Below are 23861 nucleotides of genomic sequence, written 5' to 3'. Positions count from 1 at the left end.
TACCGGCGAAGGGAGCGCAGGATGCGTGCCATCTGGAAGGGAGCCGTGTCGTTCGGGCTCGTCTCGATCGGGGTGAAGCTCTACTCCGCGACCGAGGAGAAGGACATTCGGTTCCACCAGGTGCACCGTGAGGACGGCGGTCGCATCCGGTACAAGCGCACCTGCTCGGTCTGCGGCGAGGAGGTCACCTACGACGACATCGCCAAGGGCTACGACATCGGTGGCGGCGAGATGGTGATCCTCACCGACGAGGATTTCGCCGACCTGCCGTTGACCAGCTCACGCGCGATCGACGTGCTGGAGTTCGTCCCGGCCGAGCAGGTCGACCCGATCCTCTACAACAAGGCGTACTTTCTCGAGCCGGAGGGCACGGCGACCAAACCGTACGTGTTGCTGCGCGACGCGCTGATCGACTCGGAGCGGGTGGCGATCGTCAAGGTGGCGCTGCGCCAGCGGGAGCAGCTCGCCACGCTCCGGGTCCGCGAGGGCGTGCTGCTGCTCAACACCATGCTCTGGCCGGACGAGATCCGTACCCCGGGTTTTGGTTTCCTCGACGAGGACCTGAAGGTGCGCCCGCCGGAGCTGGCGATGGCCAGCTCCCTGATCGACTCGATGACCGGCGAGTTCGAGCCGGACGTCTTCACCGACGACTACCGGGCGGCGCTGCAGGAGGTCATCGACGCCAAGGTGGAGGGTCGGGAGGTCGTCCAGCCGGAGGAGGCCGAGGAGGCGCCGGCCGCCGCGGTGGACCTGATGGCCGCGTTGAAGGCCTCGGTGGAGCGCGCCAAGGCTGCCCGCGGCGAGCAGCCCGCGCGCGGAGGTGGCGGTGGCGGCGAGCCGACACCCATCTCGTCGGCCCGGTCGGCGCAGAAGGCGGCCGAGAAGAAGGCCGCCAAGGCGCCGGCGAAGAAGACCGCCGCGAAGAAGACGGCGGAGAAGAAGTCGGCCGAGCCGGCGAAGAAGACGGCCGCCAAGAAGACCCCGGCGAAGAAGGCGGAGCCGGCGAAGAAGACGGCCGCGCGCAAGACCGCACCCCGCAAGAGCGCCTGACCGTACGGCAGCGAGGACGGTGTCCGCCGGGCCGGGTACGCTCCGCCGGCCGCTGGTCACCGGAGGAGCCCTCATGCCGTACACCCCTGATCTGGACCGGTTGCTGACGCCCGGTGCCCGTTTCACCGACGAGCACGGCGCGTACCTGATCGAGGCCCACCCGGTGGGCGACATCGTGCTGCCGACCGGCCGGGTGGTCGGGTGTGACCCGCTGGTCTGCCCGGAGGCCGAGCCGTTCACGGTGACCGTGCCGCCGGGGCGGCATCCCGCACGCGCCTGGGTGGCCGTGGTGCTCCGCGAGGACGCCGAGGTGGACCGGCGGGTGGCCGCACTGGAGCTGGTGGCCTCCGACGAGCCGACCACCCGCTGGGAGCTGGCCGTCGCCGGCGACCAGGACGTCGCCACGCTCGGTGCGGACGACTACTTCGGCTACGGGGTGGACGCCGGCGCCGGCACCCTCGCCGACCCGACGGCGCTCGCCGTCCTGGAGGGCTGGGACGAAGATCGGGTCGAGGAGGTCTTCATCCCGGCCGAGTTGCCCTCGTCGCCGGTCCCGGGGTTGATCACCGCTGTTCTGGACGAGGCCAGTGGTGCCAACGTGGTCACCGTGGCCACCGGCTGGGGCGACGGCTGCTACGGCACCTGGATCGGGCGGGCCGCCGACGGTCGCGTGACCTCGTTCGTGACCGACTTCATGGTGGTCCCGGAATAACCGCCCGGGAACGCCCCGCAAATGCCTCGCTGGGCGATCCGAGGTGTCCGCGGCGGGCACAGCGGGCCGTGGTGCGGGTACCGTGTGCGTCGGCTTTCCCCCCGGCACCGGTTGCCGGCCACACCTTCGCAGCAGGGAGTCGACGACGTGAGCGAGCGGACGCAGCAGAACCGGTCGGCAGGCCAGGACCAGAGCCCGGCGACCAAGTCGGGCCGCCGGCTGGCGGCCCAACTGGCGGCGAAGAAGGCGGCCGACCGGAAGCGGAAGCGCAACGCGGTGATCAGCAGCCTCGCCGCCGTCGCCGTGGCCGCGGTGCTGATCGGCGTCTTCGTGGCGATCGGTGGGGGCGACGACAAGCCCAAGCCCCAGGCCGACGCGACCCCGTCCGCCTCGGCCCCGGCCCCCGACGCGGCCGGCGCGCCGCCCGCCCCGCAGTTGCCGGCAGGCGCCGACCCGGCGCTCGGCAGCAAGCCGACGGTGGAGGCGGGCAAGGGTGAGCTCAAGAAGCTCACGGTCACTCCGCTGATCAAGGGGACGGGCCCGGCGGTGCAGAAGGGTCAGACCATCACCACCAACTACCTGGGCGTGTTCTACAAGGACGGCAAGGAGTTCGACTCCTCCTGGAGCTCCGGCCAGCCGGCCTCCTTCCCGATCGGCGTGGGCCAGGTCATCCCCGGCTGGGACCAGGGCCTGGTCGGCGTGACCGTGGGCAGCCGGGTGCAGCTCGACATCCCGGGCGAGCTGGCGTACGGCAACGACGAAGCCGCCGCCGGTGGGCGCCCGACCGGCCCGCTGCGCTTCGTGGTGGACGTTCTCGCCGCCCAGTGACCTGCCCGGATCGCCCCGGTTGTCGCCAGGGCGCGATGGAGTTGTTCACATGGGGCTTTCGGCCCGTCACCCAGCGGCAGTAGGTTCGGCGTCACCCCGGGCGGTTCGCCGCCCGGGGTGAGCATCCGGGACCGCGACGCGGAGGTGCATGTGACGGCGCTGGACGAGCCTGGGCGGACCGCCCGGTTGATGTGGGCGCATTTCGAGCCGGTGCACGCGGTCACCTACCTGCACCCCCGGGCCCGCGCCGCGTACGAGGCGGTCGGGTTGCGCGGCTACTGGCGGGGTTACTTCGCCGGTCGGGCCGCGCCGTTGGGTGCCGTTGAGGCCGCCCCGGTGATCGCCGTCTTCTTCAACTTCGCGCCGCCGATGGTGGCCCGCGCGCTGCCGGCGGTGTGGCGCCTGGCCAGCCCACCGGAGGCGTTGCGCGCCCGCCTGACCGGCGCCGTGCAGGCGCTCGCCGAGTTGACCTACGAGCTGCCGGAGACGCACCTGGCGGAGGCCGCCGACCTGTTGGTGCGGGCCGCCTCGGCGGTGCAGGCGGCCGGCCGGGTGCTCGGCGCGGTCAACGCCGCGCTTCCGGTCGGCGAATATCCCCTCGCCCAGCTCTGGCAGGCTGCCACCACCCTGCGTGAGCACCGGGGCGACGGGCACGTGGCGGCGCTGGTGGCCGCCGGGCTGGACCCGGTGGAGACGCTGGCCTGGCGGGTGGCGTCGGACGGCACGTCACCGCAGTACCTGCTGGGTCGGGGCTGGTCCGAGGAGCAGTGGCACGCCGCCCACGAGCGGCTGGTGCGGCGGGGCTGGTTGACCGGGGACGGCACGGCCACCGAGCAGGGCCGGGCCGAGTTCCAGGCCGTCGAGGACGCCACCGACCGGGCTGCCGCGCATCCGTGGCAGGCACTCGGGCAGAAAGACTCCGACCGGCTACGCGAGCTGCTGGAGCCGATTGCCCGGTCCTGTCATGCGGCACTCCCGCCGGAGAGCCCGATCGGGCTGCCCGCGCTGCCCGGGTGACCGGGCACCCACCGGTCGGGCAGGATGGGCCCGTGGCAGATGCGGTGGTCTTCGACCTGGACGGCGTGATCGTGGATTCCGAGCCGGTGTGGGAGGAGGTCCGCCGGGCGTACGTGGCGGCGCACGGCGGGACGTGGCAGCCGGACACCCAACGCCGCCTGATGGGGATGAGCACCGGTGAGTGGGCCCACTACCTCAGCGGCGAGCTGGGCGTCGACCGCACCGCGGCGCAGGTCGCCGACGAGGTGGTCGAGGAGATGACCCGACGGTACCGGGACCACGTACCGCTGATCGCCGGCGCCGACGAGGTCGTGCGCCGGCTGGCCGCGCGGTGGCCGCTGGGGTTGGCCAGTTCGTCGCCGACCCGGCTGATCGGGGCGGCGCTGGCCGCCACCGGCCTGACCGACGCGTTCGATGCGACCCTCTCCACCGAGCAGACCGAGCGGGGCAAGCCCGCGCCGGACGTGTATCTGAACGTCGCGCAGCGCCTCGGCGTCGAGCCGGCCCGCTGCGTGGCCGTGGAGGACTCCTCCAACGGGGTGCGCTCGGCCGCGGCGGCGGGAATGCGGGTGGTGGCGGTGCCGCACGGTTCGTATCCTCTCGACCCGGATGCCGCACGGTTGGCCGTGGTGACGCTGGGCGCGATCGGTGAGCTGACCCCCGAGCTGGTGGACGAGCTGGGTTGACGCGGGCCGAGCCGGGTAGAGACCACGGATGAAGGCCATCGTGTACGAGCGCAACGGCGACCCTTCGGTGCTGGATCTGGTCGACCGGCCGGTGCCGGAGCCGGGTGCCGGCGAGGTGCTGGTGCGGATGGCGGTCTCCGGGGTGAACCCGACCGACTGGAAGTCCCGCCGCAACTCCCCTCCGAAGGGCTGGCAGATTCCCGGGCAGGACGGCGCGGGGGTGGTCGAGGCGGTCGGCGATGGTGTCGACCCGGACCTGATCGGCGAGCGCGTCTGGATCTGGGAGGCGGCCTGGCAGCGGCCGTGGGGCACCAGTGCGGAATACACGCTGGTGCCGGTCCGGCAGGCGGTACGCCTCGGTGGCGCGTCGTTCGAGGTGGGGGCCGCCCTGGGCATCCCGTTCCTCACCGCGCACCGCTGTCTGACCGCCGGCGAGTTCATGCCGGACACGCTGCGGGCCGGCGCGCTGGCCGATCACACCGTGCTGGTGCAGGGCGGTGCGGGTGCGGTCGGCAACGCCGCGATCCAGCTCGCCCGTTGGGCTGACGCGACGGTGATCGCCACGGTGAGCAGCGCGGAGAAGGCGCAGCTCGCGGCGTCGGCGGGCGCTTCCTACGTCGTCAACTACCGGGACCAGGACGTGGTCGAGGAGGTCCGCAAGATCGCCCCTGACGGGGTCCACACGATCGTCGAGGTCTCCCCCGCCCGCAACGCCTCGATCGACGTGCAGGTGCTGCGGCACGGCGGCGCGGTCTGCATGTACGCCGACGACGGCGGGGGCGAGGTGAGCATCCCGATCCGGGCGATGATGGCGCCGAACGCCCGGTGGCAGTTCGTGCTGGTCTACACGCAGCCGAAGGCGGCGAAGGCGCAGGGAGTGAAGGACGTGGCGGCGGCGGCGAACCAGGGCGCCATCCGCGTCGGCGCGGACGCCGGCCTGCCGTTGCACCACTACCCGCTGGCCGAGACGGCCGCCGCGCACCAGGCGGTGGAGGACTCGACGGTGGGCAAGGTGCTCATCACCACCAGCGACGCCTGATCGGGTCGCTGACCGCCCGATTTCCCCGTCAGCAGGACAGAGGCGAATAACTTTCGCAACAATGACGGGGCGGGGTAAACCCGTGTGGAGCGGGCGGCCCCGGCGCGGTGCGAACGCCGGGGCCGCCCCTGGGGAGGGTTTGGGATTACTCCCACCCCAACAGGCGACAACGCCGGGGAAAACGTTACGGGGCGGTCAGCTCCTGGACGGTCAGGTCGCCCTCGGCGTACCGCGAACGGACGACCTTCTTGTCGAACTTGCCCACGCTGGTCTTCGGCACCGTGTCGATGAACGCCCACCGCTCGGGCAACTGCCAGCGAGCCACCGAGCCGGCCAGGAAGTCCCGCAGCTCCTCCGCGGTCACCGAGGCGCCCTCCCGTACGACCACGGTGGCCAGCGGCCGCTCGTCCCACCGCTCGTCCGGCACACCCACCACGCACGCCTCCAACACCGCCGGGTGGGCCATCAGCGCGTTCTCCAACTCGACCGACGAAATCCACTCACCCCCGGACTTGATCACGTCCTTGGCGCGGTCGGTCAGCGTGATGTAGCCATCCGGCGAGAGGGTGCCCACGTCGCCGGTACGCAGCCAGCCGTCGCGGAACTTCTCCTCGTCCGGGGCGTCGTCACCGACGTACCGGGCGGTCACCCACGGCCCACGGACCTCCAGCTCGCCCACGGACCTGCCGTCGTCAGGCAACGGCTCCCCCGACGGGCCGACGATCCGCGCCTGCACACCCGCCGGCACCCGGCCCTGCGTGTAGCGGTACCGCCACGCCTGCTCGCCGGTCGCCCCGGCGGGCGGACGCGAGACCGACCCGAGCGGGGACATCTCGGTCATCCCCCAGGCGTGGATGACGTCGATGCCGTGCCGCTCGTCGAACGCGTGCATCAGCGCTGGCGGGCAGGCCGACCCGCCCACGATCACCTCGGTGAGCGAGGAGGTGTCCACCTCGTGAGTGTCCAGGTAGGCCAACAGATCCGTCCAGATGGTCGGCACCGCCCCGGCCAGCGTGGGCCGCTCGGCGGCGATCATCTCGGCGATCGGCGCGGCCTGGAGGAACCGATCCGGCATGATCAGCGACGCGCCGGAGAGGAAGGCCGCGTACGGCAGACCCCACGACATGGCGTGGAACATCGGCACGATGGCCAGCTCCCGGTCGGTCGGCGCGAGACCGAACCCCTCCGGCATGCAGACCTGCATCGAGTGCAGGTAGATGGACCGGTGCGAGTAGGCCACACCCTTCGGGTTGCCGGTGGTGCCGGAGGTGTAGCAGAGCGCCGCGGCGTCGTGCTCGTCCACCTCGGGCCAGTCGTACACCTCGGGCCGGTCGGCGAGCAGCGCGTCCCAGTGGTGCACGGTGATCCGGTCACCGGCCGCCGCCACCAGCGGGGCCGGGTCGCCGCCACCGACCACCACCACGTGCCGCACCGTGGTCAGGTCGCCGATCACCCGGGCCAGCAGCGGGATGAGCGTGCTGTCGACAAGCACCACCCGGTCCTCGGCGTGGTTGGCGATGTAGACGACCTGGTCGGGAAAGAGGCGGATGTTGAGCGTGTGCAGCACCGCACCCATGCTCGGCACCGCGAAGTAGGCCACCAGGTGCTCGTTGTTGTTCCACATGAAGGTGGCGACCCGCTCGTCGCCGGTCACCCCACACTCGTCGCGCAGCCCGTGCGCCAGCCGGGCGGCGGCGCGGCCCACCTCGGCGTACGTCATCCGGCGAGGCTCGGCGCCGGTCCAGGTGACCACCTCGGCCGTGCCGTGCACTCCCGCGCCGTGCTCGAGGATCCGGGAGACCTGCAGAGGGGCGTCCATCATCGTGCTACGCATGGGTAACAAGCTAGTGTCGGCGGTCACGCGTTGGGAACCCCCGTAAATTGTCGCAGGTGAGCATCTCCTGGGCCGACTCGTACGTGGGGCAGTTGCGCGCGCTCGCCGGGGACCGGACGCTGATGTTCGTCGGCGCCCGTGCCGTGGTCAGCGACAACGCGGGACGCATCCTGCTGATCCAACGCTCCGACAACGGCCAGTGGGCCATGCCGGCCGGGGCGATGGAGTTGGGCGAGTCGATCGCCGACTGCGCGGTACGCGAGGTCCGCGAGGAGACCGGGCTGCGCGCGCTGCGGGTCTGCGCGTTCGCCCTCTACACCGGCCCGGACCGGACCAGCACCAACATGTACGGGCACACGTACCAGGTCTTCACGACGGCGTTCAAGGTCGAGGAGTGGGACGGGCAGCTCGCCCGGGTCACCGACGAGACCACCGACGCCGGCTTCTTCCCCCGCGACCGGTTCCCCGCCCCACTCTCCGCCTCGGTCGCCGAGACGCTTGCCGACCTGGACGTCTTCGAGCAGACCAACCGGCTGATCCTCAAGTAGGTAGGGCCTCGGGGTCACCGACGTGCTCGGATACGGCGACGTCGGGGTGTCCCCGACACTCGGACACCCCGACATCGCCGTCCTCGACGCGGTCAGATCATCGTCTGGGACTGGGCCTCCATCTCGGCGGCGGCCTCCTCCTTGGATTCACGCGACAGCGGCTTGCCGCCCGCGGCCGGGGCCTTACCGCCCAGCGGGTCGGCGCCGCCGGTGGCACCCTGCGGGCCCGCACCCCGCAGGGTGTTGTTGGGCAGCGCCAGGGTGACGAGCACCGCGACGATGGCGACCAGGCCGGCGGTCAGGAAGACCAGGTGCAGTGACTCGACGAACGATTCCTGGATGGCGGCCCGGACCACACCGGGCAGCGCCATGATCGTCGCCGGGTCGTTGATCGAGATGTTCGTGCCGCCGCTGGCCGCGACAGCGGCCTGCTGCTCCGGCGGAAGCTGGGCGATCGCGCCGGGCAGCCGATCGGCAAGCTGCGAGTTGAGCCGGGTGGAGAGCAGGGTGCCGAGGATCGCCACCCCGAACGAACCACCCAGCGACCGGAAGAAGGTCGCCGAGGAGGTGCCGGCACCCAGGTCCCGGACGGAGACCGCGTTCTGCACGGCGAGGACCAGCGACTGCATGCACAGGCCCAGGCCGATGCCGATGATCGCCATGAAGCCGAACGCCACCCAGAGCGAGGTGCCCACGTGCAGCCGGGTGAAGAGCAGCATGCCCACCACCAGGGTCACCGCCCCGGCCACCGGGAACCACTTGTAGCGGCCGATCCGGCTCATCGCCCGACCGGTGAGGATCGAGGTGATGATGATGCCGGCCATCATCGGCAGCATCAGCAGACCGCTTCGGGTCGGCGAGGCGCCCTTGACGATCTGCAGGTACAGCGGGATGAAGATGATCGACCCGAACATGACCAGACCGAGCACGAAGCCGGCCGAGTTGGCGAGCGCGAACGTGGCGCTGCGGAACAGCCGCAACGGCAGGATGGGCTCGGCGACCCGGGCCTCCTGCAGCACGAACAGCACGGCGAGCACCGCACCCACGACGATGAGACCGATGATCACCCCGGAGCCCCAGGGGTACTCGTTGCCGCCCCAGCTCAGCGCGAGCAGCAGGCAACTCACCCCGGCGACCAGCAGACCGGCACCGAGCCAGTCGATCGCGTGGTCCCGGCGTTCGAACGGGATCAGCCGCATCACGTGGTAGCAGACCACGATGGCCAGGATCGCCAGCGGCACGTTGATGTAGAAGATCCACCGCCAGTCGGTCTCCGCGAAGTAACCACCGACCAGCGGCCCGGCCACCGACGAGATCCCGAAGACGGCGCCGAACAGACCCTGGTAGCGACCACGCTCCCGGGGTGACACCACGTCCGAGATGATGGTGAACGCGAGCGTCAGCAGACCACCGGCACCGAGGCCCTGAATGCCCCGGGTGATGATCAGCTGGGTCATGTTCTGCGACAGCCCGGCCAGTAACGACCCGACCAGGAACGTGCCGATCGAGAAGAGGAAGACCGGTCGACGCCCGTACAGGTCGGCCATCTTGCCGTACAGCGGCGTCGACGCGGTCGAGGCGAGCAGGTACGCGGTGACCACCCACGAGTAGTGGTTGATCCCGCCCAGCTCACCAACGATGGTCGGCAGGGCCGTGCCGACGATGGTCTGGTCGAGTGCGGCCAACAGCATGCCGGTCATCAGACCGAGCATGAGCAGCCGGATCTGCTGACGATTCAGCACCGGCGCGGTGGAGGCTTCGGTGGTCATGTGCCCTTCTATCCCGCGAGCCGCAGAACATGCGCCGGACCGAACAAAATCATCCTGTTGATCATGAGGTCAGCGGCAGGTCGTGCCACCAACCTCATGATCAAGCGGGGTACGGCAGGTCAGACCTTGAAGGTTTCGGTGATTCTCTGGCAGAACGCGGGGAGGTCGCCGGGGTTGCGGCTGCTGGTCAGATTTCCGTCGGTGACGCACTCCTCGTCGACCCAGGTCGCGCCGGCGTTGGTCAGGTCGGTCCGCAGGCTGGGCCAGGACGCGATCCGACGACCGCGCACCACGTCCGCCTCGATCAGCGTCCACGGGCCGTGACAGATCACCCCGACGGGCTTCCCGGCGTCGAAGAACGCCCGCACGAACCGGACCGCGTCCGGGTCACTGCGCAGGAAGTCCGGGTTCGCCACGCCGCCGGGCAGCACCAACGCGTCGTAACCGCTCGCGTCCGCCTTCTCGACGGTCACCTCCACGTCGTACGTCTTCGACTGGTCGAGGTGGTTGAAGGACTGGATGGAACCAGGCTTCAGCGACACCAGCTCGGCCGTCGCGCCGGCGTTCTCGACCGCCTCGCGCGGCTGGACGTACTCGACCTCCTCGACGCCGTCGGCGGCCAGGAAGGCGATCCGCTTGCCCTGCAATGTCGTTGCCATGTCGGTACATCTCCTCTCCGGGGGTACCTCATTTCCCTTCCCGACCCCGAACGCCCGAAACAAACCGACCGGGTAAGGAAGCCCACCTTGTCGACAACGCCCAGGTCAGACCACGCGCAGCGGTGGCCGCGCAGGTTTGGCCCGCAGGGCGCTGGGGACCCGAGGAGGCATGGCAGGAGCAGCAGCGGAACAGCGCCGGCTCGCCACCGTCGTGGAGAGCTGGCTCGGACGCCCAGTCCTGATCGTCGGTGACGCCATGCTGGACGAGTGGCGGTTCGCCGACTCGGACCGGCTCTGCCGGGAGGCGCCCGCCCCGGTCCTCACCCTCCGCCGACGGATCTCCGCCGCCGGTGGGGCCGCGAACACCGCGGTCAACGTCGCGACCCTCGGCGGCCGGGCGGTGCTGGTCGCACCCGTCGGCGCCGACGTGGCCGGCGACGAACTGCACGACTGTCTGGACCGCGCCGGCGTCTGGGACCGCACGGTCAACCAGCCCGGACGGCCCACCCCGGTGAAGCGGCGGATGCTGGCCGGCAACCAGATCCTGCTGCGCGAGGACTCCGGCGACCCGGACGACGCACTCGACCCGGAGGGCGTGACCCGGCTGCTCACCGCCCTGAACTGCGCCACCGAGGAGCTGCGCGCCGCCGCCGGCGGGGAAGCGCCGACCCTGGTGGTCTGCGACTACGGGCTGGGCGCGCTGCCCGCGCCGGTCCGCGCGTGGCTGGTCGAGCACCGCGAGCGGTACGCCACCGTCGCGCTGGACGCCCACGACCTGGCCGACTGGCGGGGCCTCGCGCCGACCGTGGTCACCCCCAGCTTCGCCGAGGCGACCCGGCTGCTGGCCCGGGCCGGCGGCGCGACCCGACCTACTGCCGGGACCGAACTGCACCTGGAACACCCGCACGGCGACCCGGCCGACGGCCCGTCCGAACTGACCGTGGGCGCGGCCCCGGGCGGCGTACGCGCCGACGACGTCACCGACCAGCCGGCCCTGGAGCCGTCGCCAGCCGGTCGGCCCGGTCCGGTCGGCGAACCCACCCCGAGCGAGGGCCGGGTGGCCCTCACCGGCGACGGACTCAGCGTCACCGGCACCGGCGTCACCGTGAACACCCAGGCTGGGGAGGGTGTCGACCGGGCCGTCCTGGCCGAGTCGCGCCTCGCCGAGCTGCGCGCGCACACGGGCGCCGACGTGGTCGCGGTGACCCTGGACACCGAGGGCGCGGTGGTCGGTGGCGCCGACGGGGAGCCGCGACGCAGCCACAGCACCCCGGTCCCGGCGAGCCACGCCGTGGGCGCGGGCGACGCGTACCTGGCGGCGATGACGTTGGCCCTGGCCGCCGACGCGCCGTTGCCCACCGCCGCCCAACTCGCCCAGCTGGCGGCCACCATCACCGTCTCCGACACCGGCACCTGCGTGTGCCGGCGAGAGGACCTGCTCACCGCGCTCAACCAGCCGACCGAGACCATGAGCCACCCCGCCCTGGTGGGCAGCGACGAGTTGGACGCGATCGTCGCCGAATACCGCGAGGCGGGACGGTCGGTGGTGTTCACCAACGGCTGCTTCGACGTGCTGCACCGGGGGCACGTGCGGTACCTGGAGCAGGCCCGCGCGCTGGGCGACCTGCTCATCGTGGCGGTCAACTCGGACGACAGCGTACGTCGGCTGAAGGGCCCGGACCGGCCGGTCAACCCGGTCGAGGACCGAGCTGCCCTGCTCGCCGCGCTCGCCTGCGTGGATCACGTGGTGGTCTTCGAGGAGGACTCACCCGCCGCGCTGATCGAGGCGGTCCGGCCGGACATCTACGTCAAGGGCGGGGACTACCCGCCGGAGCTGGTGCCGGAGGCGCCGCTGGTGCGCCGGTTGGGCGGCCAGGTGCACACCCTGGGGTACGTGCCGGACCGGTCCACCTCGGCGATCATCGAGCGGATCCGGTCGCACAGCCAGGACCCGTCGCCGGCCACCAGCGAGCGAGAACCCGACCCGTCGCTCAGCTCCCGCACCCAGGCGTCGTGAACCGCCCCCTCGACCCCGGCGCCCCGGCGGAGTTCCGCACCGACCGGCTGGTCGACGTGCTGGTTCCGACCCGGAACCGGCCCGCCGAACTGGCGGTCACCCTGAGCGGCCTCGCCGCCCAGGACGGGGTGCCCGGCTTCGGGGTGGTCGTCAGCGACCAGTCCGACGGCGAGCCCGCGTACGCGCATCCCGCCGCGGCCACCATGGTCCGGGCGCTGCGCCACCGGGGTCACCCGGTGCTGCTGACCCGCCGGCTGCCCCGACGAGGGTTGGCCGAGCACCGGGCGTACCTGCTCGCCGCCTCGACCGCCCGGTACGTCCTCAGCCTCGACGACGATGTCTGGTTGGAACCGGGGACGCTGCACCGGCTGGTCACGGCGCTCGGTGAGCTGGGCTGCGGCTTCGTCGGCAACGGCGTACACGGGCTCTCCTACGCCGACGACGTGCGGCCGGAATCGCATGGGCACTACGAGGAGTGGACCGGCCCGCCCACACCGGAGCGGATCCGACCCGGCACCCCGGAGTGGAACCGTGCCCGGATCCACTCGGCGGCCAACCTGCTGCACATCACCGAGCAGTTGGCGCTGCCGCCGGGCACGTGGCGGGCGTACAAGGTCTCCTGGATCGGTGGGTGCGTGCTCTACGACCGGGCCAAGCTCGTCGACGCGGGCGGGTTCGACTTCTGGCGTCGGGTGCAGGAGAAGCACCAGGGCGAGGACGTGGCCGCGCAGCTCGCGGTGCTGGCCCGCGATGGTGGGGCAGGCATCCTGCCCAGCGGCGCGTACCACCTGGAGTCCCCCACGACGGTCACCGATCGGGACGTGGAGGCGTGGGAGGTCGTCCTCGCCGAGGAGGACACGCCCCAGCCGGCCTGAACTAAGGGGTGAGCAGCTCGCGGGCGGCTTCCAGCACCTCGACCGCCGGTACGTCGGTGACGAACGAATCCCGGTGCGGGCACTCGCCGTCGCCGGGCCGGTGCGGGTAGATGCCCGGCGTGCAGTCCACCCCACACACCGGGCAGTGCACGGTCCAGGAGCAGATCGGTCGGTGCCGGTTGCGCAACGGGTTGGCCGTGTTGATCAGGTTGCCGACCCAGAAGATCCCCACGGTCGAGGCGCCGACCGCGGCGGCCAGATGCAGCGGGCCGGTGTCATTGGAGACGACCAACGCGCAGTCGGCGTAGCACCCCACCAGCCCGCCGAGGCTGAGCGTGCCCACCTGCGGTCGGACCGGCACCCCGGCCGCGGCGACCACCCGGTCCACCACCTCCTGCTCGGAGGGCGTGCCGGTGACCAGCACCTCGTAGCCGTCACCATGCAGCTCACGGGCCACCTCGGCGAAGCGCTCGGCGGGCCAGCGGCGGCGGGTGTCGGAGGCACCGGGATGTAGCGCCACCCGGGGACGAACCGCGGGGCCGAGCACGTCGGCCGCCTCGGCCCGGTCGGCGTCGGTCACCGCCAGCGTCGGCACGATGGTGGTCGCCGGCGCACCCACCAGGGCCATCACCTCCAGGTAGCGGATCACCTCGTGCTGGTAGTAGACGTAGCGGACCCAGCGGTCCAACGGCGGCGCGTCTTCGGCGCGCAGGCCGACGGTCACCCGGGCGCCGAGGCTGCTGATCAGCGGGTTGGAGTTGGCGCCGCCGCCGTGGATCTGCACCGCCAGGTCGAAACCCTCACCGACGGCGGCGGCCAGGAAGTCGTCCATCGACGACTCCAACTCGCCGGCCTCCGGCGTTCGAATGCCGGGCGCCGGGGGTACCACCAGCACCCGGTCCACCGGGCCGGGCCGATCGCGCCAGAGCTGCGCGTGCCACGGCGCTCCGAGCAGCACGATCTCCGCCGAGGGGTACGCGGCCCGCAACGCGTCCAGCGCTGGCAGGACGAACAGGAAGTCGCCGAGCGCGTTGGCGCGCAGCACCGCGATCCGCTGCACGTCGGGAAGGCGCTCGGCGGTCGGGCCGAGCACGGACGGAGTGACCACGCCGCCCGCTACTGTCGGTCGACCTCGCCGACGGTGTCCGGGCGGTGCAACTCCCGGTCCGCGGCGGGATCGGCCGGCATCGTCGTACCAGTGGAGAGGTCGCCGGAGCGCGGCCCGGTGCGGCCCACGGTGATGGTGCGCGGCGCGGGCCGGGTCGCCCGCGGCAACCGGACCCGGAGCAGGCCGTGGTCCATGACCGCGTCGATGGCCTCCGGGTCGACCCGCGACGGCAGGTTGATCCGGTACTCGAAGCCGCGCGTCTCGAACCCGCCGGGGATGCCCTGGTCGGCGTTGACTTCCGCCTCGGAGCGGGCCCGCACGCACAATTCGCGATCGTCCAGCTCGACCGCCACCTCCTCCGGCGCCACCCCGGGCAGTCGGACGACGACCTCCCAGCCGTCCCCGGTCTCGGTCAGCTCGACGTCGGACGCCCCGGCCCGGCCACCGACCAGCCGGCTCAGCTCGGCGCGCAGCGACTGCAACTCCCCCATCGGGTCCCAGCCCTGCTGCCGGCCTCCGCGCCAACCCCGACCGAAGCCGCCGGACTGCTGCTCGCTCATCACACCTCTCCGATCCGCTGAGCGGACGAGGGTGGCCGTAGCGAGCTGGGCGCGTCCAGGCCGGCGTCGCGGTCGACGCCCACACCGAGCCGGTCGACCAACTCCCCGCCGAGCCACGCGCTGATACCCAGGATCGCCACCGCGACCACCTCGATGGCGAGAAGGGCACCGCCTGCGGCCCGGGAATCCGCGTTGAGCCGGACGGCCCACACGGCGGCGAAGAGCAGGATCACCGCGACGTTGGCGCCCGCGTGCAGCAGACCCACCCGCTTCGCGCGGGTGCCGGTCGGAATGGCCAGCAGATCGAACGAGCCGGCCGCCGCCGCGAGAAGGCCGCCGATCAGGCCGACCGTGATGTTCCAGTACGCGACCTCGCCGAGGAAGTCGGGACCACCGACGGTGTCGACCACGTCGAACAGCACCGCCGTCGCGAACAACGCCACCGGGAACATGACCAGCATCGGATGGACTGGATGACCCAGCACCTTGAGTCGGCTTTCCATGTCCCGGCCTCCACTGGTCGGCGTCCTACGGAATGGTGACGTCTCGGCGGGCGCGTCGAGTGGGCCGTACCCCGGACGAACCAGGCACAAACCTCGCGCTGGTCACCGCGGATTAGGCTCACGAGTGGTGGTGCCCGCCACCGGCTCAACGGTTGAGGGAGGGTCAACGTGACGGTGGAGATCACCTCGCACGAGGAGCTGCGCGATCTGCTCGGGTCGCCGACCGCACGGGCCGCCAACAAGGACCGCCCCCGCCTGCACGAACGGGACCGGGACTGGCTTGCCGCCTCGCCGTTCTGCCTGCTGGCCACGGCCGGCGCGGACGGTAGCTGCGACGTCTCCCCCAAGGGCGACCCGGCCGGCTTCGCCCTGGTGCTGGACGACACGACCATCGCCTTGCCGGAGCGGCCGGGCAACAAGCGGGCCGACGGCTACCGCAACATCCTCGACAACCCGCACGTCGGGTTGCTCTTCATGGTCCCCGGGAGGACCGACACGCTGCGCATCAACGGGCGTGCCCGCCTGGTGAGCGACGCTCCCTGGTTCGACGAGATGGTGGTCAAGGGGCACCGGCCGGTGCTCGCCGTGGTGGTGGAGATCGAGCAGATCTTCTACCACTGTGCGAAGGCGTTCCTACGGTCCGCGCTGTGGCAGCCGGAGACCTGGCAGCCCGACGTGCTGCCGTCCCGAGCACGCCTGATCAAGGAAGTCGAGGCGCCGGTGGAGAGCCTGGCAGACCTGGAACGGCACTACGGCCCGGAGTACGTCAAGAGCATCTACGCCTGATCGCCCCGCCACGGTCCGCCCAGCCGGCAGAAGGATGCTCACGCTGACAGCATCAGGTCGGGGGTGTCGTCGTCGCCACCCGGCCGGCTGTCGATGCCGCGGTCCTGATAGCCACGCCAGTACGCCTGCTGCGGCGCCCGGGCCACCGAAACGACAACGACCTTGATGCCGCCGGCCAACTGACGGCTGTTGACGATCAGAGCGGCGACCGAGACGGCGGCCGCGACTGCGCCGACGGCGAAGGCACGGCCGGACACCGCACCGTCCCAGTCGATCGTCGCGACCAGCACGGTGGCCAGCCAACATAATCCGGCGACGGCGATGATGACATTCGCGGCCTTTGACTGAGTCCGAGTATCCACGATGGCTCCGATCTGCGCTGGGGCGGCGGTACGAGGAGATCTGAGGTCGGGTCACCTCCAGCCAAGCGCCCGCCGGGCGGCTGGCATCGGTCACGCCACCCGTCGGGTGGCGGGTGAGCCAGCTCAGGCCGGGCATGGTGGCGTCCGGGCGTGATCCACTCGGCATCGCCGATATCGCGGTATCCGTGAGGCGGGATACCGCCACATCGGCGACATGGAGTCGATCATGTCCGACGCCATCGGGTGCAACACCCGGGATGGGGTCACCGCGGGCGCACCAGGCCGCTGCGGCGGCGCCACACGTGCGAGGGCGGTACGGGCGATGCCCTGCTCGCGCCACACGCAGCCTCCCCCCGGTAGGCGTCGTCCCGATCCGCAAGCGGTTTCGGGCTGCCGCACTGACCTGCCGGGGTTGAGCCGGCAGGAAGATCGGCAGATGAACATGATCTCGCACCCATCGATCTGAAGCGAGCCCGTTGTACGGACACACGCCTTCCTTCGAGGGCTGGTTGCACTGGCCCGCGAGGGCTGATCGCACTGATCCGCCGACGACTGACCTGCCGACGACGAAGCCGGCCCCACCCAGGATGGGCAGAGCCGGCAGGAGAGGGTCGCTGCCCCAGTGGCGCGCGTCGGATCACCGCAGTGAGCGGACGGTCCTCACGGGTTGAGGTTCATCGTTGCGCAGGGCACCCACTGACCGACCGAGAAGCCCGGCCGACGGCCCACCAACCCGCACGGCAGCGGCGCCGGCCCGACGCCCAGCCGAGGAGCGATGGTGTTGAAGGCCAGCCGACCCATCACGTCGTAACCGCCCGGCGTGGGATGCACGCCGCACTGGTCCAGATACCCCTCGGGGATGGACTGGTAGTCGATCCAGGTTGGTACGCGGTCGCCGTACTCGTCGATGACCAACATGCTGCGATAGATCGCGTCATTGACCTTGGCTTCACTCGCCGGGAGCCAGGCGGGACTCGGGCCCGGTGGGGTCGTACAGCCGGTGGTGCCATGCCCGGAGCTGTACTGCACCCAAGACGGGTACATGATGACGTCCGGGTCCAGATCCAGCGCAGTGTCGAAGAGCGCCCGGTAGGTGCCCTCGAAGGCGGCCATCTGGGCCGCGGTGGCGTTCGACAGGTTGTTGTTGGTCCCGCAGTTCAGCAGGATGAGGTCAGGTCGATGCGTGGTGACCAGGCTCGCCATCTGCGACGACCAGTAGTTGCAGGTCACGCCGCCGACGGCCGCGACGACGAACTGATGGGGTACGCAGCTCTGGTCGAGCAGGCGCCCCAGCTCAGCGCGGTAGCCGGCGCTGGACGATCCGGCCATCGTCGCGCCAGCGGTGATCGAATCGCCCACGGTCAGAATCTTCAGCGTGGGACGGCCCGGCACGGGACAGGCGGCGGCCGCGGCCTGGGCAGCGGCCTGGGCGGCGACGGGTGCGCCCGTGGGGACAGACTGACCGACCGCCACGAGAGCGACGGCGAGGGCACCCAACAGCATGGGGCGGAGTTTCATCGAGCCTCCTCTGCCACCGAGCCGGCGGCTTGCTCGTCGTTGGTCGCGGTGATGCTGGGCACTCCCGCTGGGGATGGGTGGATGGGCAGCCCGAGGCGGCCGTGTGGAGCGGGGCCGCCCTCGGCCGGTAGGCGGGCGAGCCGATCGAAGAGCGGACGAGGACCATATCTGGCACTGTCGTTGCCATTCATGGCACTGACGGTATCGCGTCAACCACTCAGTGCCAAGTGTGGCAACGAGCGTACTTTTGGCTCGTGGGCGCTGAGCCCGCCAGACCGCGCGTAGTCCGCGTACAAGCTTGCAGGGATGGCTTCGCGCTGCCATGGCGCGGCTAGAGTCGGATGCCAGATCTGGCACTAGATGCGGGTCCGGCAACGGAGTCCCATAGATGGCACTTACGATCAGCCAGTGCCCGCAAGTGCCAGCCAGGACCCTCGCGTCATCGCGTTCGCGCGGTTCATCAAACGCGCCCTCGACGAGGCCGTACGGGAACGCGCCATGTCCATTGAGGATGTCGAACAGCGCACCGGCATTGGTCGTTCGACGATCTACCGTTGGCGACGTGCCGAGATAGCCAACCCGCAGCGCACCCAGGTCCAGCAGTTCTGCGACGGTCTTGGCATCCCACGAGCGGTGGCCTCGCAGATTCTGGGCTGGGACGGAGCGCCGCCCTCACCCGCACCTGACCCGAGCACCGACCCGGACCTGCGGGCAGTCGCGCGCATCCTGATGGACCCCAGCGTCTCCGCGGAGGAGAAGACAGTCATCCGGGCGACGCTGCAACACCTGGCGCGTCGGAGGTAGCCACGGTCCGGCGACGGTGCCGCCCTACGCTCGACCGGCGAACGACACAGTCGTACTGCACACGGTCGCGACGCCGACCACCCCCGCTCTCGTGCTTCGCCCCTGGCACATGGACGACGTTCCCGCACCGAGCCGCCTGACGGAATCGAACCGTCGACCTACGCATTACGAGTCGGCCGCCAGTTGCTGCTCCAACCATTGGCCTTGGTGTTGGTCATGCGGTCCGAGTCCGCGAGCGTCCGCTGCTGCTCGCCGGTTTGGCTGCTCGGCAGAGTACTGACGTCTCGCACAGACGCTCCGCCTAACCCATCCGGCGTTTCTTCAGTTCAACTCGCCAGTTCATCGGTTCATCGGTTCACCAACCGAAGGTAAGCCGGACGTGTAACGGATCAGCTGAACTCAGTTCGTACCGCATCAAGGGGAGCCCGACAGGCCGGCAGCTGGCGCTGTCCGTCATGCACATGCTGACACTCGCGTCAGACGGTCGTTTCCCGACACTGCCGACCTGGATTCACGTGCACCTGATGGAGAATCAGGGGTGATCGAGTCCGACGATACGAGCCAGCGCGCGTAGACCAGCAACGATGTCGGCGCTGGTGGGGGCTTGATCGGGGTCGGTGAGCCACTGCGTCATCAGGCCGGTGAGCAGAGCCATCTGCACGGCGCCCAGCGTGCGCGCCGCCTTGTCGTCGACTGTGTCCTCCTCGACGCCGCCGAGGATGGCCGCCAGGCCCCGCCGTCCTTGCGCCTGGCCCCCGGCAAGGTAGCGGCGCAGGTCCTCGGAGTGCTCGGCTTGGGCGAGTGCCTCGATGGAGGCGAGCCATAGAGTGCGGTGCGCGGCAAAGGACTCGATGATCCCGTTCCACATCGCCTCGTACCGCTCGGCGGACTTGGCCCCCTCCGTGCCGAAGGCGGCCAGGGTGCGGCCAGTGTGGGTACCCCATTCGTCGATGGCGTCGATGAGCGCGGCGTTGAGCAGCGCCTCGCGGGAGCCGAAGTGGTAGCCGATGGCGGCCATGCTGACCCCGCCGGACGCGGCCGCGATGTCGCGGACGGTAGTGCGCGCCCACCCCTTCTCCTCCAGGCAGCGGCGGGCCCCGGCCAGCAGGTCTTCGCGATTTCCCATGGCCGGAGGTTACCGATGGTGATGCGTACGTGCAAGACAAGCGCCTCATGCGAACGTCTGAGGCGGACGCCTTGCGCATACGCCCAAATTTCCACTACGGTCCCTTCCATCGCAACCGAGACGAGATGAGGGACCTGCCATGACTGACGACTCCGCGAACGCCACCGCCACCCGCGCCGAACTCGTCATCGACGGCCGCCGGCTGTCGTACCTCGACTTCGGCGGAGCCGGGAGCCCACTGGTCGCGCTGCACGGCCACCTGTCCGAGGGCGCCACGTTCGCCCACCTCGCCCGGGCCCTCGGCCCTGATTGGCGGCTGATCGCCCCCGACCAGCGCGGCCAGGGCGAGTCCGACCGGGCCGCCGACTACTCGCGCAAGGGATACCTCGCCGACCTGCAGGCCCTTCTGGACCACCTGGGGTTGGACCGCGTCGTGCTGCTCGGCCACTCCCTCGGCGCCATCAACGCCTACCAGTTCGCCGCCCGCCACCCCGAACGCGTCACCGCTCTCGTCAACGCCGAGGGTCCCGCCGCCCTCGGTCTGGACGGGGCGAACCCCTTCGGGTTCCTGCTCAACCTGCCCTACCAGGCACCCACCCGCGACGCGCTTGTCGCGGGCCTGGGCCCGGCCGCGCCGTACTTCTCCGACCGGCTGCGGAAGAACGCGGACGGCTCCTGGCGGCTGCCCTTCCACCCACAGGAGATGTACCAGTCCGAGGAGCAGGTCCACGGCGACCACTTCGACGACTGGACGGCCACAACCTGCCCGGCCCTGCTGGTCCACGCCACCAAGGGCGTCATCCCGCCCGAGCAGGTCCGCGCCATGGTCGAGCGACGCGCCAACACCGTGTCGGCCGAGCTGGACGCCGACCACCTCATCTACACCACCGCCCCCGACGCGTTCGCCGCCGCAGTCCGGGCGTTCCTCGCCACGATTTAGGCAAACCGACCCCGCTCACGTCATCGCCGCTGTCAACGTCGCCCGCCCTGATCTTGCGGACAGCGTTGAAGAGGTGGTCAAGGCACTCACGGAAATGACCGTTCTCGCCGAGACTGGTCGACTCTCCACGCAACGGGTGCCCACCTTGGCGCAGTGGATGGAGACCTACCTGTCAGAGGTCGCCTCGGCCAAAGTCCGGCCATCGACCTTGCACCGATACCGTGAAGAGGTCGAGCACCACATCGGGCCGATGCTGGGCCGGCATCGACTCGACAAGCTGACCCCGGCACACCTGACCTCCTTCTACCGGGATCGGGTGACGGTTCTGTCGATCGGCAGTGTCCGACGCATGCACGCCAATCTCCGTCGATCGCTCAACGTGGCGGTGCGATGGCAGCTGATCCACAACAACCCGGCTGCTCCCGTGGAGCCGCCCTCACTGCCCCACGTTGAGGCGCGGCCCTACTCGCTCGCCGAAGCACGACGCTTCCTCAAGGCTGTGGAAGGCCTCCGGCTAGAAGCTCGATGGCTCATCGGGATCGCACTCGGGCTCCGCCAAGGCGAGGTCTTGGGACTACGGTGGGATGACATCGACCTCACCGGGCTGGTCTTTGCCACCGCCGTCGGCACGCCCCTCCACCCGCGTAACGACTACCGGTCGTTCCGGGAAATCATCCGGCGGGCCGGCCTACGGCAGGTTCGTCTTCACGACCTGCGGCACACGGCAGCCAGTGTCCTTCTCGCCTAGGGCGTGCCCGCCCGCGTGGTCATGGAGATCCTCGACCACTCGCAGATCAGCGTCACGCTCAACATCTACGCACACGTGGCCCCCGAGGTCGCGCGGGAAGCTGCGGCACGACTGGAGGGGGTCGCTGTGGTCCGGTGAGTAGGTTGGCTGCTCACTTGGCTGCTCGGCCTAACGACGGCAAGCAAAAGGCCCAGGTCATGATCGGCGATCAAGCCGGTGACCTGGGCCTTTCTATGGAGCCGCCTGACGGAATCGAACCGTCGACCTACGCATTACGAGTGCGTCGCTCTAGCCGACTGAGCTAAGGCGGCAACGATCAGCAAGTGTACGGCACCCCACGGCCCCCGACCGAACGGGATACCCCCCACCCGCCCGCCCTCACCAAACGGACATCTGGCTGTTTGCCGGACAGCGGACGATCCGAGGCGGTACTACGCTGCGGCGGGTGAGCGACGAACGCGACGACCCCCACCGCCAGGACGCGCCGAACGAGCGTCCTGACCGTGCTCCGGCCAGCGAGCGCGCCGCCCATCGGCCACGCAGCACCGATCCGTTGGAGCTGGGCTTCACGCCGCGCAAGCCGGTGCCGTGGCTGGCACCGTTCCTGCTGATCAGCACCGGCATCCGGACGCTGCTGGCGATGCTCTTCGGGGCGTACCTGGACAAGCGTGAGTTGCAGAACGCGTTCGGCGACGACATCTTCCGCCAGGTCGGGCCGGACGGCGGGCTGTGGCTCGACTACGTGGCCGACCTGGGTGACGGCTTCAACGCCACGTACTCGGTGGCGTACCTGCTGGCGCAACCAGAGCTGACGGTGGACGGGCACCGGCTGCCTCGCGCGCAGACCCTGGTGATGGGCGGCGACCAGGTGTACCCGTCGGCGGCCTACGAGGAGTACGAGAACCGGTGCAAGGGCCCCTACCAGGCCGCGTTGCCGACCGCGCCGCCGGAGAAGCCCACGCTCTTCGCGGTGCCGGGCAACCACGACTGGTACGACGGCCTGACGGCGTTCCTTCGGTTGTTCGTCCGTTCCCGGGACCGCAACTTCGCCGGCTGGGAAACCGGGCAGTCGCGGTCGTACTTCGCCGTGGAGTTGCCGGCCGGCTGGTGGCTGCTCGGCGTGGACGACCAGTCCGGCTCGTACCTGGACGACCCGCAGCTGACCTACTTCGACAAGGTGGCCCGGCGGCTCGGCCCAGAGGCGAAGGTGATCATCGCGGCGCCGGCGCCGACGTGGGTCAAGGCTGCCGACAACCCCGCGGCGTACGACTCGATCGACTACTTCATCCGGACGATCATCGACCCGACCGGGGCGCAGGTGCGGTTGTTGCTCTCCGGCGACCTGCACCACTACGCCCGCTACGACGGGGCCGACCGGCAGCTCATCACGTGCGGCGGCGGCGGGGCCTACCTCTACCCCACCCACAAGCTGCCGGAACGCATCGAGGTGCCGCCGCGGGACACGCTGACTCGGCGGGCCAGCCGCACCCAGCCGTACGACCTGGTGGCCCGCTATCCCGATGCGGCCTCCTCCCGGCGCTACGGGTGGGGCATCTTCCCCCGGCTGCCGATGCGCAACCCCGGCTTCACCACGCTGCTCGGCACCCTGCACACCCTGCTGATGCTGGCGATGGCGGGTGCGACGGCGAACTGGGCCGACAGTACCGACCAGCGGCTGTTCACCGTTCCGCTGGTACTGATGGTGCTCGTGACCGTGCTGGCAGCGGCCCTGTTCGCCAAGCCGCCCAGCGCGAGCGGCAAGCGGCACGCACGACACTGGATTCTCGGCGTCAGCCACGGCGTCGCACATGTGGCCCTGGGGGCGGCAGGCACCTGGGTGTGGTTGGCGTTGCCGTTCTACGACTGGCCGTGGCCGCTGCCGGCGGTCGCCGCCGCGGTGCTCTACGGCCCGGTGATCGGCCTGGTCGCGAGTCAGTTGGTGGCGGCGTACCTGCTGGTGGCGGGCTCGTTCGGGGTGAACGTCAACGAACTGTTCGCCGGGCAGGGGATCGAGGACTCCAAGTCGTTCCTCCGGATGCGCATCGACCCGGACGGAACGCTGACCATCTACCCGATCGCGGTGGACCGGGTGTCCCGCGACTGGCAGCTCAACCCCGACCAGTCCCCCACCGCAAGCTGGCTAGCCCCCAAAACCACCCCAACCCCCCACCCACCCCCACCCCCCACACCCCCCCTCCCCCCCCCCCCCCCCCCCCCCCCCCCCCCCCCCCCCCCCCCCCCCCCCCCCACTCCCGCCCCACCCCCCCCCCTCCCCCCCCCAACTCTACACCGCTCACTCACACGCATGTCCGCCTATCACGCGTTGAATGTCCGCTCATGATTAGTGTTGTGTGTGTCTTCGGGCATAATGT

The 23861-nt window shown here is 70.6% G+C and carries 23 protein-coding genes, 1 tRNA gene and 1 pseudogene; 15 read left to right on the top strand and 10 right to left on the bottom strand.

Features of this window, described 5'->3' with window-relative positions:
• Window positions 1–21: 21 nt before the first annotated feature.
• The 6 genes from ku to C7C45_RS27375 all read left to right on the top strand — a co-directional run bounded on the left by ku (window position 22) and on the right by C7C45_RS27375 (window position 5332).
• A complete protein-coding gene (gene ku, locus C7C45_RS27400; RefSeq protein ID WP_110566784.1) occupies window positions 22–1050 on the top strand; it encodes a non-homologous end joining protein Ku in 1029 nt (342 codons plus the stop codon).
• 73 nt (window positions 1051–1123) lie between these two features.
• On the top strand, window positions 1124–1762 hold the full coding sequence (locus C7C45_RS27395; RefSeq protein ID WP_110566829.1) for a DUF4241 domain-containing protein: 639 nt from the start codon (window positions 1124–1126) through the stop codon (window positions 1760–1762).
• 111 nt (window positions 1763–1873) lie between these two features.
• Window positions 1874–2590, top strand: coding sequence for an FKBP-type peptidyl-prolyl cis-trans isomerase (locus tag C7C45_RS27390; RefSeq protein ID WP_110566782.1), 717 nt, complete (start codon window positions 1874–1876; stop codon window positions 2588–2590).
• A 189-nt stretch (window positions 2591–2779) separates the two neighbouring features.
• Entirely contained in the window at window positions 2780–3607 is an 828-nt protein-coding gene (locus C7C45_RS27385; protein WP_110566827.1) for an SCO6745 family protein, read from the top strand.
• Window positions 3608–3639: 32 nt separating this feature from the next.
• Window positions 3640–4293 (top strand): HAD family hydrolase, encoded by a 654-nt coding sequence (locus C7C45_RS27380; RefSeq protein ID WP_110566825.1) that lies wholly within the window; start codon window positions 3640–3642, stop codon window positions 4291–4293.
• 28 nt (window positions 4294–4321) lie between these two features.
• Window positions 4322–5332: an NADPH:quinone reductase gene (locus C7C45_RS27375; RefSeq protein WP_110566780.1), complete on the top strand. Its 1011-nt coding sequence runs from the start codon at window positions 4322–4324 to the stop codon at window positions 5330–5332.
• A gap of 184 nt (window positions 5333–5516) precedes the next feature.
• On the opposite strand, the gene C7C45_RS27370 is transcribed toward C7C45_RS27375, so the two are convergent.
• On the bottom strand, window positions 5517–7151 hold the full coding sequence (locus C7C45_RS27370; RefSeq protein ID WP_208641371.1) for a fatty acid--CoA ligase: 1635 nt from the start codon (window positions 7149–7151) through the stop codon (window positions 5517–5519).
• Window positions 7152–7222: 71 nt separating this feature from the next.
• Here C7C45_RS27370 and C7C45_RS27365 point away from each other — a divergent pair, with 71 nt between their 5' ends.
• Entirely contained in the window at window positions 7223–7714 is a 492-nt protein-coding gene (locus C7C45_RS27365; protein ID WP_110566777.1) for an NUDIX domain-containing protein, read from the top strand.
• A gap of 92 nt (window positions 7715–7806) precedes the next feature.
• Here C7C45_RS27365 and C7C45_RS27360 read toward each other — a convergent pair whose 3' ends face one another.
• Both C7C45_RS27360 and C7C45_RS27355 read right to left on the bottom strand, forming a co-directional pair.
• A complete protein-coding gene (locus C7C45_RS27360) occupies window positions 7807–9483 on the bottom strand; it encodes an MDR family MFS transporter (protein WP_110566775.1) in 1677 nt (558 codons plus the stop codon).
• 119 nt (window positions 9484–9602) lie between these two features.
• Window positions 9603–10142 (bottom strand): type 1 glutamine amidotransferase domain-containing protein, encoded by a 540-nt coding sequence (locus tag C7C45_RS27355; protein WP_110566774.1) that lies wholly within the window; start codon window positions 10140–10142, stop codon window positions 9603–9605.
• A 169-nt stretch (window positions 10143–10311) separates the two neighbouring features.
• Between C7C45_RS27355 and rfaE2 the strand changes: the two genes are divergently transcribed.
• Both rfaE2 and C7C45_RS27345 read left to right on the top strand, forming a co-directional pair.
• Window positions 10312–12159 (top strand): D-glycero-beta-D-manno-heptose 1-phosphate adenylyltransferase, encoded by a 1848-nt coding sequence (gene rfaE2, locus C7C45_RS27350; RefSeq protein ID WP_110566773.1) that lies wholly within the window; start codon window positions 10312–10314, stop codon window positions 12157–12159.
• Window positions 12156–13034: a glycosyltransferase family 2 protein gene (locus tag C7C45_RS27345; protein ID WP_110566772.1), complete on the top strand. Its 879-nt coding sequence runs from the start codon at window positions 12156–12158 to the stop codon at window positions 13032–13034. Before rfaE2 ends, C7C45_RS27345 begins: the two co-directional genes overlap by 4 nt.
• A gap of 1 nt (window position 13035) precedes the next feature.
• Here the strand turns inward: C7C45_RS27345 and C7C45_RS27340 are convergent, their stop codons facing one another.
• From C7C45_RS27340 to C7C45_RS27330, 3 genes are read right to left on the bottom strand one after another with little or no spacing between them, the layout of a single operon-like run.
• Complete coding sequence (locus C7C45_RS27340; RefSeq protein ID WP_110566771.1) at window positions 13036–14142, bottom strand: glycosyltransferase family 9 protein; 1107 nt, start codon at window positions 14140–14142, stop codon at window positions 13036–13038.
• Between the two features lie 8 nt (window positions 14143–14150).
• Complete coding sequence (locus C7C45_RS27335) at window positions 14151–14702, bottom strand: Hsp20/alpha crystallin family protein (protein WP_110566770.1); 552 nt, start codon at window positions 14700–14702, stop codon at window positions 14151–14153.
• Window positions 14702–15205, bottom strand: a complete 504-nt coding sequence (locus tag C7C45_RS27330) for a DUF2231 domain-containing protein (RefSeq protein WP_110566768.1) — start codon at window positions 15203–15205, stop codon at window positions 14702–14704. The genes C7C45_RS27335 and C7C45_RS27330 overlap by 1 nt, the downstream gene beginning before the upstream one ends.
• A gap of 168 nt (window positions 15206–15373) precedes the next feature.
• On the opposite strand from C7C45_RS27330, the gene C7C45_RS27325 reads away from it, so the two are divergent.
• Window positions 15374–15991 (top strand): pyridoxamine 5'-phosphate oxidase family protein, encoded by a 618-nt coding sequence (locus C7C45_RS27325; RefSeq protein WP_110566766.1) that lies wholly within the window; start codon window positions 15374–15376, stop codon window positions 15989–15991.
• Between the two features lie 38 nt (window positions 15992–16029).
• On the opposite strand, the gene C7C45_RS27320 is transcribed toward C7C45_RS27325, so the two are convergent.
• Both C7C45_RS27320 and C7C45_RS27315 read right to left on the bottom strand, forming a co-directional pair.
• Window positions 16030–16353, bottom strand: a complete 324-nt coding sequence (locus C7C45_RS27320) for a hypothetical protein (RefSeq protein ID WP_146247417.1) — start codon at window positions 16351–16353, stop codon at window positions 16030–16032.
• Between the two features lie 660 nt (window positions 16354–17013).
• A complete protein-coding gene (locus C7C45_RS27315; RefSeq protein WP_167454844.1) occupies window positions 17014–17871 on the bottom strand; it encodes an SGNH/GDSL hydrolase family protein in 858 nt (285 codons plus the stop codon).
• A 408-nt stretch (window positions 17872–18279) separates the two neighbouring features.
• On the opposite strand from C7C45_RS27315, the gene C7C45_RS27310 reads away from it, so the two are divergent.
• Window positions 18280–18675: a helix-turn-helix domain-containing protein gene (locus C7C45_RS27310; protein ID WP_167454843.1), complete on the top strand. Its 396-nt coding sequence runs from the start codon at window positions 18280–18282 to the stop codon at window positions 18673–18675.
• A 532-nt stretch (window positions 18676–19207) separates the two neighbouring features.
• Here C7C45_RS27310 and C7C45_RS27305 read toward each other — a convergent pair.
• The gene (locus C7C45_RS27305; protein WP_110566759.1) at window positions 19208–19801 is read right to left on the bottom strand and encodes a TetR/AcrR family transcriptional regulator; all 594 of its coding nucleotides are present in this window, start codon (window positions 19799–19801) and stop codon (window positions 19208–19210) included.
• A gap of 139 nt (window positions 19802–19940) precedes the next feature.
• Here C7C45_RS27305 and C7C45_RS27300 point away from each other — a divergent pair, with 139 nt between their 5' ends.
• From C7C45_RS27300 to C7C45_RS35575, 3 genes are all read left to right on the top strand, one after another.
• Window positions 19941–20741, top strand: coding sequence for an alpha/beta fold hydrolase (locus C7C45_RS27300; protein WP_110566757.1), 801 nt, complete (start codon window positions 19941–19943; stop codon window positions 20739–20741).
• A gap of 73 nt (window positions 20742–20814) precedes the next feature.
• On the top strand, window positions 20815–21489 hold the full coding sequence (locus tag C7C45_RS27295; protein ID WP_110566755.1) for a tyrosine-type recombinase/integrase: 675 nt from the start codon (window positions 20815–20817) through the stop codon (window positions 21487–21489).
• A 3-nt stretch (window positions 21490–21492) separates the two neighbouring features.
• Window positions 21493–21627 (top strand): hypothetical protein, encoded by a 135-nt coding sequence (locus C7C45_RS35575; RefSeq protein ID WP_280101400.1) that lies wholly within the window; start codon window positions 21493–21495, stop codon window positions 21625–21627.
• A gap of 96 nt (window positions 21628–21723) precedes the next feature.
• Here C7C45_RS35575 and C7C45_RS27285 read toward each other — a convergent pair.
• Window positions 21724–21800: transfer RNA gene (locus tag C7C45_RS27285), tRNA-Thr, on the bottom strand.
• Between the two features lie 134 nt (window positions 21801–21934).
• Here C7C45_RS27285 and C7C45_RS27280 point away from each other — a divergent pair.
• Window positions 21935–23674 (top strand): annotated as a pseudogene (locus C7C45_RS27280) (metallophosphoesterase family protein); the annotation flags it as partial.
• Window positions 23675–23861: the final 187 nt, after the last annotated feature.

It is taken from the genome of Micromonospora arborensis (assembly GCF_003205615.1).
In the GTDB taxonomy this organism is placed as follows: Bacteria; Actinomycetota; Actinomycetes; order Mycobacteriales; family Micromonosporaceae; genus Micromonospora; species Micromonospora arborensis.
Note: the sequence above shows the minus strand (reverse complement) of the source record. Positions and strands in the feature narration are given on the sequence as shown.

What these genes read in the sequence shown, in the direction of transcription:
- C7C45_RS27315 (WP_167454844.1), bottom strand. Translation starts at nt 17,871, where the DNA reads ATGAAACTCCGCCCCATGCTGTTGGGTGCCCTCGCCGTCGCTCTCGTG.
- C7C45_RS27375 (WP_110566780.1), top strand. Translation starts at nt 4,322, where the DNA reads ATGAAGGCCATCGTGTACGAGCGCAACGGCGACCCTTCGGTGCTGGAT.
- C7C45_RS27330 (WP_110566768.1), bottom strand. Translation starts at nt 15,205, where the DNA reads ATGGAAAGCCGACTCAAGGTGCTGGGTCATCCAGTCCATCCGATGCTG.
- C7C45_RS27335 (WP_110566770.1), bottom strand. Translation starts at nt 14,702, where the DNA reads ATGAGCGAGCAGCAGTCCGGCGGCTTCGGTCGGGGTTGGCGCGGAGGC.
- C7C45_RS27355 (WP_110566774.1), bottom strand. Translation starts at nt 10,142, where the DNA reads ATGGCAACGACATTGCAGGGCAAGCGGATCGCCTTCCTGGCCGCCGAC.
- ku (WP_110566784.1), top strand. Translation starts at nt 22, where the DNA reads ATGCGTGCCATCTGGAAGGGAGCCGTGTCGTTCGGGCTCGTCTCGATC.
- C7C45_RS27370 (WP_208641371.1), bottom strand. Translation starts at nt 7,151, where the DNA reads ATGGACGCCCCTCTGCAGGTCTCCCGGATCCTCGAGCACGGCGCGGGA.
- C7C45_RS27395 (WP_110566829.1), top strand. Translation starts at nt 1,124, where the DNA reads ATGCCGTACACCCCTGATCTGGACCGGTTGCTGACGCCCGGTGCCCGT.
- C7C45_RS27360 (WP_110566775.1), bottom strand. Translation starts at nt 9,483, where the DNA reads ATGACCACCGAAGCCTCCACCGCGCCGGTGCTGAATCGTCAGCAGATC.
- C7C45_RS27385 (WP_110566827.1), top strand. Translation starts at nt 2,780, where the DNA reads ATGTGGGCGCATTTCGAGCCGGTGCACGCGGTCACCTACCTGCACCCC.
- C7C45_RS27305 (WP_110566759.1), bottom strand. Translation starts at nt 19,801, where the DNA reads ATGGGAAATCGCGAAGACCTGCTGGCCGGGGCCCGCCGCTGCCTGGAG.
- C7C45_RS27300 (WP_110566757.1), top strand. Translation starts at nt 19,941, where the DNA reads ATGACTGACGACTCCGCGAACGCCACCGCCACCCGCGCCGAACTCGTC.
- rfaE2 (WP_110566773.1), top strand. Translation starts at nt 10,312, where the DNA reads ATGGCAGGAGCAGCAGCGGAACAGCGCCGGCTCGCCACCGTCGTGGAG.